Genomic DNA, 12817 nt, shown 5'->3' with positions numbered 1-12817 from the left:
TTTTAATGCAACGCTAGTGACAATTTTTATATAGAAAGTGGTATGTCTTAAAGATTTGCATGGGCTAGATAATTCAGTTAAGATTAGAATGATAATAAATAAAAATGAGATTTTTGATTCATTTATAAATTACGGAGGTAGAAAAATGTCGAATTTAGTAATTCAAGATCTTCACGTTGCCATTGATGGTAAGGAGATCCTAACAGGTGTAAACCTTACAATTAATACAAATGAAATTCACGCAATTATGGGTCCAAATGGTACTGGTAAGTCAACTTTAGCTTCAGCGATTATGGGTCACCCTAAATATGAAGTAACTTCAGGTTCTATAACAATAGACGGAGAAGATGTTCTTGAGATGGCAGTAGATGAACGAGCTCAAGCAGGTCTTTTCTTAGCGATGCAATACCCAAGTGAAATCACTGGCGTTACCAATGCTGATTTCATACGTTCTGCGATAAACTCACGTCGTGAAGAAGGTGATGAAATTTCTATCATGAAATTCATTCGTGAGCTTGATAAGCAAATGGGATACCTTGAAATGGATGAAGAAATGGCACAACGATATTTAAATGAAGGTTTTTCTGGTGGGGAAAAGAAACGCAACGAAATCCTTCAACTTATGATGCTTAAACCTAAGTTTGCAATCCTCGATGAGATTGATTCTGGTCTTGATATCGATGCACTTAAGGTCGTTTCAAAAGGAATTAACCAAATGCGTGGAGAAGGTTTTGGTTGCTTAATAATCACCCATTACCAACGTTTACTTGACTATATTACACCGGACCATGTCCATGTAATCATGCAAGGTCGAATAGTGAAATCCGCAGGACCTGAACTTGCTCAAAAATTAGAAGCTGAAGGTTATGACTGGATTAAAGAAGAATTAGGAATCGAAGACGAGACTGTAGGTCAAGAAGCTTAAGGAAAGGAGACATACACCATGACGGTTGAAACAAAACTGGCATTAACCGAACAAGATGTACGCTCCTATTCAACGGTGAAACAAGAACCTTCTTGGTTTGCTGAATATCGTGTACAAGCTTTTCAGGCGGCAGAAAATTTGCCAATGCCGAAACCAGACAAAACAAAAATTGATAATTGGAATTTCACAAAGTTCCCAGTTCATACAGTAGAAAGTGATATATTCGCTTCACTAGCTGATCTACCGGATGAAGTGAAAGCCATTGTTACAGAAAATCAAAAAAGCATCTATATACAACGCAATAATACACCTGCATTTTTACAAATTTCAGATGAATTAAAAGATCAGGGTGTTGTTTTTACTGATATTTTCACAGCTGTACGTGAACATGGTGAACTTGTCCAAAAATACTTTATGACGAACGGTGTGAAAACCGATGAGCATAAGCTTGCTAGTCTACATGCGGCTTTACTAAATGGTGGTGTATTTGTATACGTGCCAAAAAATGTTGAGTTAGTTGAACCAATTCAAGTTGTTTTCTTACATGATAATGACCAAGCTTCTCTGTTCAACCATACGATTGTTGTAGCAGATAAGAATAGCTCAGTCACTTATGTAGAAAACTACCTTTCAACTGTTCCAGAAGGACACGGAGTTATAAACATTGTTTCTGAAGTGCTTGCTAAAGATAATGCACGTATTACTTTCGGAGCTGTTGATGTTTTAGCAAAAGGCCTAACAACGTATGTGAATCGTCGAGGAATTGCCGATCGTAGCGCACGTATTGATTGGGCTCTTGGCTTAATGAATGATGGGTATACCATTTCCGAAAACATAACCCACTTAATAGGCGAAGGATCTTATGGAGATACTAAAATGGTTACAGTTGGACGAGGAAAACAAAAGCAAAACTTTACTACTAAGATAATTCACTGGGGAAAACACTCTGAAGGATATATTTTAAAACACGGCGTCATGAAAGATGAAGCTTCTTCTATATTTAACGGAGTGGGTAAAATCGAACATGGTGCTACAAAAGCAAATGCAGTACAAGAATCACGAATATTGATGTTAAATGAAAAAGCACGTGGAGATGCAAATCCAATCTTACTAATAGACGAAGATGACGTTACTGCAGGACACGCAGCATCTGTAGGTCGTGTAGACCCACTTCAACTTTACTACTTAATGAGTCGTGGAATTTCAAAACAAAATGCCGAACGATTAGTTGTTCATGGTTTCCTTGCACCAGTTGTCAATGCTTTGCCGATTGAAAGCGTTAAAAAGCAACTGGCGGAGGTTATTGAAAGGAAAGTGCGCTAATGATTAACAAAGACTTAAGAAGCTATTTTCCCATCTTAAATCAAGAGGTAAACGGTTATCCACTTGTCTATCTTGATAGTGCAGCAACATCTCAGAAACCCATTCAAGTTATTGAAGCACTAAAGAAGTATTATGAATTCGATAATTCTAATGTACATCGTGGAGTTCATACACTGGGTAATCGAGCAACTGAAAGTTACGAAGGTGCGCGGGAAAAAGTACGCAACTTTATTTCTGCAAAGTCAACGCAAGAAATAATCTTCATGCGTGGGACAACTACAGCAATTAATATGGTGGCACAAAGCTATGGAGTTGCAAATGTACAAGAAGGCGATGAAATCGTTATTTCGTATATGGAGCATCACTCAAATATCATTCCTTGGCAACAATTAGCTAAAGCTAAAGGAGCCGTATTAAAATACGTAGATTTAGAAGAAGACGGAACATTGTCTTTAGAAACAGTTCGAGCAACGATTACGGAACGCACTAAAATTGTATCAATTATGTATGTTTCCAACGTTCTAGGAACAATGAACCCAATCAAAGAAATTGCACAAATTGCTCATGAAAATGGAGCTATTATGATGGTGGATGGTGCACAAGCAGCGCCTCATTTACGCATTGATGTACAAGATTTGGATTGTGATTTCTTCGCATTTTCTGGTCATAAAATGTGCGGTCCTACTGGAATCGGTGTGTTATATGGCAAGAAGGCATTACTTGAGCAGATGGAACCAGTTGAATTCGGAGGCGAGATGATTGATTTCGTTGGGTTGTATGAATCAACTTGGAAAGAGCTTCCCTGGAAGTTTGAAGGTGGAACTCCCATTATTGCTGGAGCTGTAGGTTTAGCAGCAGCAATAGACTTCTTAGAAGAAATTGGTCTTGACGAAATTGAAAAGCATGAACATGAACTCGCAGCTTATGCGATGGAGCGTATGTCGACGATAAATGGCTTAACGATGTACGGACCGAAAGATCCTGGTAAAAGAGCAGGTATTGTTACATTTAACATAGATGATGTTCATCCCCATGATTTGGCGACGGTTCTTGACATGAACGGGATAGCAGTTCGCGCTGGACATCATTGTGCTCAACCACTGATGAAGTGGTTACAGGTAGTAGCAACTGCTCGTGCAAGTTTCTATTTATACAACTCGGAAGATGATATAGACCGGTTAGTAGAGGGACTTAACACAGCAAAGGAGTATTTTAACGATGGCATATAGTAACTTAGATCAGTTATATAGAACAGTCATTATGGATCATTACAAAAATCCCCGAAACAAGGGATCGCTTGAAGATGGAAGTATGACAATTGATATGAATAACCCTACATGCGGTGACCGTATTCGTTTAACAATGGAAGTATCGAATGGGATAGTTGAAAATGTAAAGTTTGACGGTGAAGGATGTTCTATTTCAATGTCATCTGCATCCATGATGACACAGGCTATAAAAGGTGAACCTGTAGAATATGCTTTAAAACTTTCAACAATATTTTCTGATATGATGTTGGGGAAAGAAATTGACGAGTCAATTGATTTAGGGGATATTGAAGCTTTTTCTGGTGTAACCAAGTTCCCTGCTCGTATTAAATGTGCAACACTGGCTTGGAAAGCCATGGAAAAAGGTGTCGAAAACGAATCACATTCGTAATAGAACGGAGGAAAGATGATGGCTAAAAAAATGCCTGAAATTGGAGATTATAAATACGGGTTCCATGATAAGGACGTTTCTATTTTCCGTTCAAAACGTGGTTTAACTCGTGAAATCGTTGAAACAATTTCAAATATGAAAGAAGAACCTCAATGGATGTTGGATTATCGTCTAAAATCTTTGGAAATTTTTTATTCAAAACCAATGCCACAATGGGGTGGAGATTTAGCTCCACTGAACTTCGATGAAATTACGTATTATGTAAAACCATCAGAAGCGACTCAAACTTCATGGGATGAAGTGCCAGAGGAAATTAAACGTACGTTTGATAAACTTGGAATTCCAGAAGCAGAGCAAAAATATTTATCAGGAGTTTCTGCTCAATATGAATCTGAAGTCGTTTACCATAGCATGAAACAAGAACTTACTGATCTAGGAATTATATTCAAAGATACTGGGGCAGCTCTTCGCGAAAATGAAGAACTCTTCAAAAAACACTGGGGTACCATTATTCCAAATACAGATAATAAGTTTGCAGCATTAAACTCAGCAGTATGGTCAGGTGGATCTTTTATCTACGTGCCACCTAACACTAAAGTAGAAACACCATTACAAGCATACTTCCGCATTAACTCGGAAAATATGGGCCAGTTTGAGCGTACGCTTATCATCGTTGATGAAGGTGCACATGTACACTATGTTGAAGGTTGTACAGCACCAGTGTATACAACAAACTCACTTCACAGTGCGGTTGTTGAAATCATTATTAAAAAAGACGCATATTGCCGTTACACAACGATACAAAACTGGGCAAACAACGTGTATAACTTAGTTACTAAACGTGCAGTTTGTGATGAAAATGCAACGATGGAATGGATTGATGGTAACATCGGTTCTAAATTGACAATGAAATACCCAGCCGTCATCTTAAAAGGTGAAGGTTCACGTGGTATGACATTATCGATTGCCATAGCAGGTAAAGGTCAGCATCAAGATGCTGGTGCTAAAATGATTCACTTAGCTCCAAACACTTCTTCAACGATTGTGTCTAAATCGATTTCTAAGCAAGGCGGAAAAGTCACATATCGTGGAGTCGTTCGCTTTGGACCAAAAGCTTCAGGAGCTCGTTCAAACATTGAATGTGATACGTTAATAATGGATAACTTATCAACTTCAGATACAATTCCTTATAACGAAATATTAAATGACAATGTTTCTTTAGAACACGAAGCTAAAGTTTCAAAAGTATCTGAAGAGCAATTGTTTTACTTAATGAGCCGCGGTGTTTCACAACAAGAAGCAACTGAAATGATTGTAATGGGCTTCATTGAACCATTTACAAAAGAATTACCAATGGAGTATGCAGTTGAAATGAACCGTCTAATTAAGTTCGAAATGGAAGGTTCTATCGGCTAATAGTCTTCTTATAAAACCTTACCTTCGGGTGGGGTTTTTTTGTTTGGTAATAATTTATCTAAAATGGCGAGAAAACCTCCATTTCAAGGAGCATAAGCGAGTAAGTGGGGGATGAATCGCCAGTTCTGTGCCAACAAAAATCCCTCCCAATGAAAGTGAAAAGTTGGTTTTTCCTCCGGAAAACACCTATAATGAAGGGGGAACATATATTCTCATAAAGGAGGTGCAGTCAGATGGCAAAAAGAACAAATGATCTGCCAAAGAAAGCCTATAAATTTAGAGTGTTCGATCATACAGCGCCGAAACCGTTTTTCGCACAGTCATTTGGCTGCACCCGATGGACGTTTAACCAAGCGCTTGGATATGTGAATCACGCTTGGGAGAAAACGGGCTCTTTTCCTACAAAAAATGAGGTAGTGAAACAAATCCCTCAATGGAAAGTGGCATTCTCATTTTTAGAAGAAGTCGATTCGATTATCTTGCAAAAAGCGGTAGAGGACCTATTTGAAGGGTTCGATTGTTTTAAAAAAACAAAAGGAAAACAAATGAAAAAAAGTTTCATCAAACAAGTTAAAATGATTCCTTCACTCTCACCAAAGGTGTGGGATTTTAAGGGGTATCCACGTTTCAAAAGCAAAAGGCACAGTAAAAAGTCCTTTACAACAAAAATGACAAACGAAAATATCAAACTGGTCCAAATCGATAACAAACATTATGTGAAACTGCCAAAGTGCAATCACCTCATCAGATTCAAAAAAACACGCGAAATTGAAGGCGATATTAAAACCGTTCAGGTGGAAACAGATAATTTGGGTAAAACGTATATTACGTTTACGTGTGAATTGCTTTCATCAAAAATAGTCCCAAAAGCAACAAATGATGCCCTCGGCATTGATGTGGGTCTCACAAGTCTGATCACAGATTCTAATGGCAACCACCTGCCTGTACCGGTACGGTACAGTTCTTATAAAAAGCGCTTAACCTTTTTGCAGAGAAAATTCTCCAGGCAACAAAAAGGTTCTTCATCGAGGGAAAAGACACGCCGTAAAATGGCGAAGTTACATCAAAAAATCTATAACACAAGACTTGATCATTTGCATAAATTAACCTACCGTCTCGTTCGTGATAACCAAACGATCGCAATGGAAGATCTTGATGTAAAACAAATGCTTGAGGCAAGAAAATATTCAAACAGTATCGCACACGCAAGTTGGGGTAAGCTCAAAGAACTACTTACGTATAAATGCAAGTCCTACGGAAGAACGCTCATTAAAGTGGACCGTTATTTCCCGTCCACGCAGATGTGTTCTGCCTGCAGTGATATCAATCCTGCGCTAAAAGGCAATACAACCATTCGCAAATGGACTTGCTCTACGTGTAGCGCATCGCACGATCGTGACCATAATGCCGCGATTAATATCTTAAATGAAGCGAAAAAAATGGTCTCCGCCACATAAGCAAAGACCGGTACCGCGAGGCACATTGTTTTAAAGAACCCGCAGGTCGGCGGGAGTTAGCCGGATTAACAAGTGACAATAGTCACTTTAGCCCCGGAATCCCCCACTTCAAACGCTCTGTTTTTGGGCGGTAAGTGGGGGTCGTTCAAGATATGATATTGAACAATGGGATTAGGGAAGATTTAAGGGAGAAGATGTATTTTAGCACCCAGCGACTCTTTCTTTTAGGAATTTTTATTTTTTTATCAGCTTTAGTGAATACGGCTAGCCATATTTCATTAGGGAATGTACCATGGCTATATACACTTCCAGTTATACCAGCTGCTTTTATTGGAGCAAAAATCGGTGCAACCTTAAATCAACGTATAAAATCGGAAACATTAGTGGTTGTATTGCGTATAATCTTACTATTACTCGGTGTCCGTTCCATAGTGAGCGGGTTAACGGGATAAGGAGTTGATCGAATGATTGAATCCATACATTTTTACCATACTAATGATTTGCACAGTCATTTTCAACATTGGCCACGAATTCATGAACTTATGACAACACGGAAAAAATGGCATATTGAAGAAGGTGAGTCAAGTTTCACACTAGATATCGGCGATCATATGGATCGTTCACATATTTTTACAGAAGGAACATTAGGTAGAGGAAATGTTGATCTTTTAAATAAAGCGAAATATGACGTTGCGACCATTGGAAATAATGAAGGAATTACTCTTTCACACAAAGAATTAGAAGGACTTTATCGTGATGCTCAATTTGAAGTGGTCGTTGGAAACTTGGTTGAGCACGATGGGGAAATTCCTGATTGGTTAGTACAAACAACTATTTTAACAACTATCCATGGAACTAGAATTGGTGTAACAGCATTAACATCCGAATATACTCAATTTTATAAGCAATTGGGGTGGCAGGTAAACAATGCGTTTGAAACTTTGAAAATTCAATTAGAGGAATTAAAGGTACAAACAGATATAATAATTTGTATGTCTCATTTAGGGATACACATTGATGAGGTAATGGCTGAACAATTTCAGGATATTGATGTGATTTTTGGTGCACACACACATCATATTTTACATAAGGGGAAATTAATCAATAACTCTTTGTTAGCCGCCGCAGGTAAATTCGGGAATTATGTTGGTCATGTTACAATTGATTATGATATAGAAAAAAAATTAATTATAAAAAAACAAGCCCTTTTATATGATATTAATGAATTGTATAAACAACCTAATGAAAAAGCTTTCATAAAAGAACTAGAACAAATCGGAAAAAAAAATTTGAAAGAAATTGCATTTTACCAAACGAAACTTCTTCAAAAGGAGTGGTTCAAAGAATCTCCTTTATCTACCTATTTCGGAGATGCTTTAACATCATTTTGCCAAGCCGATTGTGCTTTGTTTAATGCTGGATTATTTCTGACAGATTTAAATGCAGAGGCAGTTACATATTTTGATATTCATAAAATGCTACCACACCCGATTAATCCATGTGTAATTGAACTGACAGGCAAAGAGTTAAAAGAAATTTATATGTTATCGCAAAATGAAGATTGGCCAAATCTAGAGATTAAGGGTTTAGGGTTTAGAGGTGTAGTTATCGGGAAAATAATTACTCATCAATTTCAAGTTATTGATCAAGTCTTATTTGTTCAGAGTAAACGGATAGAACCATTTGAAATCGTTCGTTTAGCTACGGTTGATATGTTCACTTTTGGTCATTTTTATCCTACTTTTAAAGAGCTGTCAAAGACTTATTTTATGTCTGAATTCATTCGTGATGTTGTAGTTGGATATGGACAAAAACAGCAAATGTTATAGTCATATTTAAAACCTCCTTGTCGTAACATGACGTAGGAGGCTTTTTGTGAAATTACGTAATGTATCTAAAAGAACAAGTTCCTGGAAGGGCAAAAACATTCTTCCAATATTATTTGTTTTTGTCGTCATTTCGGTTGCCTTAATGTTTTATCTTGTAAATGTTCGCTTAACCCCAATCTACTTACAATACGCTGAGGTACAATCAAAAAAAGTAGCTTCACTTGTAGTTAGCAGGGCCATAATCTCTCGTAATGCAGATTTAATGGACGCAAAAGATATCATAGTAGAAGTCCCTTCGGATTCACCTAATACAACAGTTACCAATCAATTTAATACTGCGGTTATAAGTCAAGTTCAAGCTGAAATAACCACAATGGTACAAACACAGTTAGAGCAAGCTGAAAAAGGCAACTTAGACAATTTACCTATATTAGATGATATAGAATATGATCCGGATGCAATGGAGGATAATGGTGGGATAGTATTTCTCGTCCCCCTAGGTCAAGCTACTAATATTCCTCTCATTGGAAACTTGGGACCTAAAATTCCGATACGATTTCACATTATTGGAAACTTACAGTCAAACGTAGTTTATGATATAACTGAATTTGGAATAAACAACGCATTGATAGATGTCAGTATTATTATAACAGTCAATGTGCAAGTTATTGTTCCTCTAGCAACAAAAATAACAGTAATCGAACAGAAAATTCCAGTTGCCCTTGGAATAATCTCTAGTCCAGTTCCTCAAATTTATACTAGAGGAGGGGAAGGGTCCGCACCTCAAGTAGAAGTACCAATGAAACCTTCAGTCACACCGTAGAGATTACTGCAAAAGATCAAAATATATTATTGGTCTTATATATGATTTACAGCCTGTTTGAGGGCTGTAAATCATATGCTAATCCGAAAGGGTATTAAGTACTAAAATGTTTTAACGATACCAAAGGGTAATTATTATTCAAATAATACTATTTTGTGCAATATATTGGAATAATAGATCAATTTTTAAATAAGAATGGACCAAAAAGTAGGTTCATACCGTTATTCCCTATACTTTTAACAGATGTTTTTTAAAAAACAGATGTACAAGTTGATTGACTATAGTATACTATTTTTAAGATTAGTAAATAATCTGAAATTAATAAAGCTTCTAAATAGTACATTAGTACTCGGGAAGCGAACCAAAGGGGAGGAAATAACATGGAACAACGTTCTCAATGGGGATCACGAGCAGGCTTTATCTTGGCCGCAGTAGGTTCCGCGGTAGGTCTAGGAAACATTTGGCGTTTTCCGTACGTAGCTTTTGAAAATGGTGGAGGCGCTTTCTTTATCCCGTACTTATTCGCTCTTTTAACAGCAGGTATTCCAATTCTTATTTTAGAATTCACCATGGGACATAAGTATCGTGGATCGGCACCGTTATCATTCTTCCGCATGGGCGGAAAAAAAGCTGAATGGCTTGGTTGGTGGGCAGTATTTGTTTCTTTTGTAATCTCCACATACTATGCAGTCATCATTGCATGGGCGATGAAATACACTGTGTATTCTGTTAACCAAGCATGGGGAGAAGATACTGCAGGATTCTTATTTGGTACAGTTTTAAAATTAGGAGATGTACCAGGTGAAGCTGGTGGATTAGTACCAGGAGTAGCAATACCTTTACTACTTGTTTGGGTTATTGTTTTAATTATATTATTTGCAGGTATTAAAAAAGGAATTGAACTTGCTAATAAAATTTTCATTCCAACATTAGTAATTCTTTTCTTATTAGTAGTTATTCGTGCGGTTACATTAGATGGAGCAGGACTTGGTTTGACTGCATTTTTCGAACCAAACTTTTCCGAGTTAAGTAACCCGGCAGTATGGGTTGCTGCATACGGACACATTTTCTTTAGTTTATCAATTGCTTTTGCTATTATGATTACGTATTCTAGTTATCTTCCTAAAAAGTCAGATATAACAAATAATGCATTTATAACAGGTTTTGCAAACTCAGGATTTGAATTACTTGCAGGTATAGGAGTATTCTCAGCGCTAGGATTTATGGCTGCTTCACAAGGTGTGGCAGTAGCTGATGTTGCAACTGCGGGCGTGGGTCTTGCTTTTGTGGTCTTCCCACAAATAATTAGCCAATTCCCAGGAATGAACGGACTGTTTGGCGTCTTATTCTTCCTATCACTTACATTAGCTGGTATAACTTCACTAATATCTATATGTGAAACATATGTAGCTGGTTTTTCTGAAAAATTTGGTCTTTCTCGTAACAAAGCAGTTACTTTAGGAGTAGGTCTTGCTGCAGTTATTTCATTCTTATTTGCAACAAATGGAGGTTTATACTTCCTAGATGTTGCTGATTATTTCATCAATCAGTTCGGTGTTGCTGCAATTGGTTTAGTTGAAGTAATTGCAATCGCTTGGTTCTTTAAAAAGTTACCATTATTCCAAGATCATGCAAATGCAGTATCAGACATTCGCTTAGGCGCATGGTGGAATATTTGCTTGAAATTTGTGACACCTTTAGTATTAGGTTACATGATGTTTGGTTTATTAAAAATGAATCTATTACAAGAACACACTAACGCTGATGGAGAAATTATTGGTAACTATGAAGGATATTCAAATAGTTTCATTCTTTATTGTGGATGGTTTGTTGCTGCAGGTGCAATAATCTTAGGCTTTGTATTTAGTGCAATTAAATGGAACAAAAATACTGATGTTGATGCATATCAACATGATAATGAATAAGGGGGACTTCAAATGACAGCAAGTGCAATTGTTATGATGATAATTGGAGTCGTCATCATTTGGGGCGGCTTAGCAGCAAGTATCGTATATGCTGTATCAAAATCAAGACAAAAAGCATAATTAAAAAGTATAAGAAAAAAGCGTCTCTTTTAAGAGGCGCTTTTCTTTTTTCAAAAGATTAGAAAATGTATAAATTCAGGATGCCATGAACGTGGTGTTTATGGTTATTTGAGTATAAAGAGACTACATTCTATAGCTTAAATAATTAGATTCATGTTAAGGGTTTACTCTTGAATTGTCAGTGGAAGTAAAGTTGAGAGGCTGGTATAACCGTTGTATGAAACTATAGAGAAAGAACACAAGGATTTGAAAAACTTGGATGGAACAAGCCCCGGGCATTCTATTGCCCTTTTTCCTAATCCGAAAATAGTCGTAATTGATTAAAAGTAGGTTTTCTTTGATACGGGAGCTGTGAGTTTTGGCTCTTTAGCTTGATAACATTGGGCTTTGCACTAGCCCGCGGAAAGGGTCCGCATGTTTCTACATCGCTACGCTAGCTTCGAAACATGAAAGTGCGTTGTAACGGAAATCACTAAATTTAAATAGAAGGGTGTCTTATTAAGGACCGGGCGTACTTTGCCCGAATTTCTTACAACATAAGAAAGTATATGAATTTAGAATGGCAAGAACCCCGTGTTCATGGTGTTTTTAAATATATAAGACTATGATTCTAAAAATGAGATATCTTTGACGTTACTCTCTTTAAAACGATTAATATGAAGGCGTGATTTCCTTTTTAAAAACCCATGTTTCATCATGATTTCCAGTTAAAGTGAGTTTTATTCAGTGATACATTCTTGTTTAGTAATTCGAGTTAATTTATGTGCAAGTATTTTTATTTTTAAAACATGTTGTTATCACTGTTGATGTTTTACCAGGTGAATGATTGCAGTGAAAGGCGGCGACTCCAGTGAGACCCCGCAGGGAGCGCACAATGGAACGAAGGCTAAGAAACGCCACGTCGTGTGGCCAAGCCTTCGTGACAAACACCCTGTTGGCCCGAGGAGGCTCACGGACCGCCCGCGGAATGCGTTCGCCTGTAAACGGAAATCACTAGATTTGATACAGTTTGATATATACTTTTCAACTGATCATAAAATTTTGTATACTTGCTTAAAGGACCGGTCCGACTTTGCTCGGTTTTTCTTAAAAGTTAAGAAAGTATACAAAATTATAGTGCCATGAACCCAGTGTTCATGGTATTTTAAGTATATGGAGACTTACATGAAAAACAGAATTTCTATAATTGATTCTCGTTAACCCATTATTGTAAGTCGTGATTTCCTATTTTAGAAGCGCAAGATGCTTTTTCAGTAGAAGTCCTATCAGGAATATAGGCTTGGGTACTTTCATTTTATAAAATATGAAGACTTACTATATTGATTTTTTGATTTTTAAAA

The 12817-nt window shown here is 37.1% G+C and carries 10 protein-coding genes and 1 pseudogene; all 11 read left to right on the top strand.

Annotation, left to right across the window (positions count from 1 at the left end; translation table 11 throughout):
- Positions 1-145 precede the first annotated feature (145 nt).
- The 11 genes and pseudogenes from sufC (at position 146) to B371_RS22750 (ending at position 11477) form a co-directional block, all read left to right on the top strand.
- Entirely contained in the window at positions 146-925 is a 780-nt protein-coding gene (sufC, locus tag B371_RS0105965) for a Fe-S cluster assembly ATPase SufC (RefSeq protein WP_019413392.1), read from the top strand.
- Positions 926-943: 18 nt separating this feature from the next.
- Positions 944-2248 (top strand): Fe-S cluster assembly protein SufD, encoded by a 1305-nt coding sequence (sufD, locus tag B371_RS0105960; RefSeq protein WP_019413391.1) that lies wholly within the window; start codon positions 944-946, stop codon positions 2246-2248.
- The gene (locus B371_RS0105955; RefSeq protein WP_019413390.1) at positions 2248-3477 is read left to right on the top strand and encodes a cysteine desulfurase; all 1230 of its coding nucleotides are present in this window, start codon (positions 2248-2250) and stop codon (positions 3475-3477) included. The genes sufD and B371_RS0105955 overlap by 1 nt, the downstream gene beginning before the upstream one ends.
- Positions 3467-3907 (top strand): Fe-S cluster assembly sulfur transfer protein SufU, encoded by a 441-nt coding sequence (gene sufU, locus B371_RS0105950; RefSeq protein ID WP_019413389.1) that lies wholly within the window; start codon positions 3467-3469, stop codon positions 3905-3907. The genes B371_RS0105955 and sufU overlap by 11 nt, the downstream gene beginning before the upstream one ends.
- Positions 3908-3925: 18 nt before the next feature.
- Entirely contained in the window at positions 3926-5323 is a 1398-nt protein-coding gene (gene sufB, locus B371_RS0105945) for a Fe-S cluster assembly protein SufB (protein WP_019413388.1), read from the top strand.
- A 233-nt stretch (positions 5324-5556) separates the two neighbouring features.
- Positions 5557-6780 carry an RNA-guided endonuclease TnpB family protein gene (locus B371_RS22385; RefSeq protein WP_019413386.1) on the top strand — a complete coding sequence of 408 codons (1224 nt, stop codon included), beginning with the start codon at positions 5557-5559 and terminating at the stop codon, positions 6778-6780.
- A 236-nt stretch (positions 6781-7016) separates the two neighbouring features.
- Positions 7017-7232 (top strand): annotated as a pseudogene (locus B371_RS0105930) (TSUP family transporter); the annotation flags it as partial.
- Positions 7233-7244: 12 nt separating this feature from the next.
- Complete coding sequence (locus tag B371_RS0105925; protein WP_019413384.1) at positions 7245-8609, top strand: bifunctional UDP-sugar hydrolase/5'-nucleotidase; 1365 nt, start codon at positions 7245-7247, stop codon at positions 8607-8609.
- A gap of 46 nt (positions 8610-8655) precedes the next feature.
- The gene (yunB, locus tag B371_RS0105920) at positions 8656-9432 is read left to right on the top strand and encodes a sporulation protein YunB (RefSeq protein WP_019413383.1); all 777 of its coding nucleotides are present in this window, start codon (positions 8656-8658) and stop codon (positions 9430-9432) included.
- 380 nt (positions 9433-9812) lie between these two features.
- Complete coding sequence (locus tag B371_RS0105915; RefSeq protein ID WP_019413382.1) at positions 9813-11357, top strand: sodium-dependent transporter; 1545 nt, start codon at positions 9813-9815, stop codon at positions 11355-11357.
- A 12-nt stretch (positions 11358-11369) separates the two neighbouring features.
- On the top strand, positions 11370-11477 hold the full coding sequence (locus B371_RS22750; RefSeq protein ID WP_019413381.1) for a methionine/alanine import family NSS transporter small subunit: 108 nt from the start codon (positions 11370-11372) through the stop codon (positions 11475-11477).
- Positions 11478-12817 lie beyond the last annotated feature (1340 nt).

Source organism: Paenisporosarcina sp. TG20, from assembly GCF_000286315.1.
Classification (GTDB): Bacteria; Bacillota; Bacilli; order Bacillales_A; family Planococcaceae; genus Paenisporosarcina.
Note: the sequence above shows the minus strand (reverse complement) of the source record. Positions and strands in the feature narration are given on the sequence as shown.

Excerpts from the sequence above, each read along its gene's own strand:
- sufC (WP_019413392.1), top strand. The coding sequence starts at position 146 with ATGTCGAATTTAGTAATTCAAGATCTTCACGTTGCCATTGATGGTAAG.
- sufD (WP_019413391.1), top strand. The coding sequence starts at position 944 with ATGACGGTTGAAACAAAACTGGCATTAACCGAACAAGATGTACGCTCC.
- B371_RS0105955 (WP_019413390.1), top strand. The coding sequence starts at position 2,248 with ATGATTAACAAAGACTTAAGAAGCTATTTTCCCATCTTAAATCAAGAG.
- sufU (WP_019413389.1), top strand. The coding sequence starts at position 3,467 with ATGGCATATAGTAACTTAGATCAGTTATATAGAACAGTCATTATGGAT.
- sufB (WP_019413388.1), top strand. The coding sequence starts at position 3,926 with ATGGCTAAAAAAATGCCTGAAATTGGAGATTATAAATACGGGTTCCAT.
- B371_RS22385 (WP_019413386.1), top strand. The coding sequence starts at position 5,557 with ATGGCAAAAAGAACAAATGATCTGCCAAAGAAAGCCTATAAATTTAGA.
- B371_RS0105925 (WP_019413384.1), top strand. The coding sequence starts at position 7,245 with ATGATTGAATCCATACATTTTTACCATACTAATGATTTGCACAGTCAT.
- B371_RS0105915 (WP_019413382.1), top strand. The coding sequence starts at position 9,813 with ATGGAACAACGTTCTCAATGGGGATCACGAGCAGGCTTTATCTTGGCC.
- B371_RS22750 (WP_019413381.1), top strand. The coding sequence starts at position 11,370 with ATGACAGCAAGTGCAATTGTTATGATGATAATTGGAGTCGTCATCATT.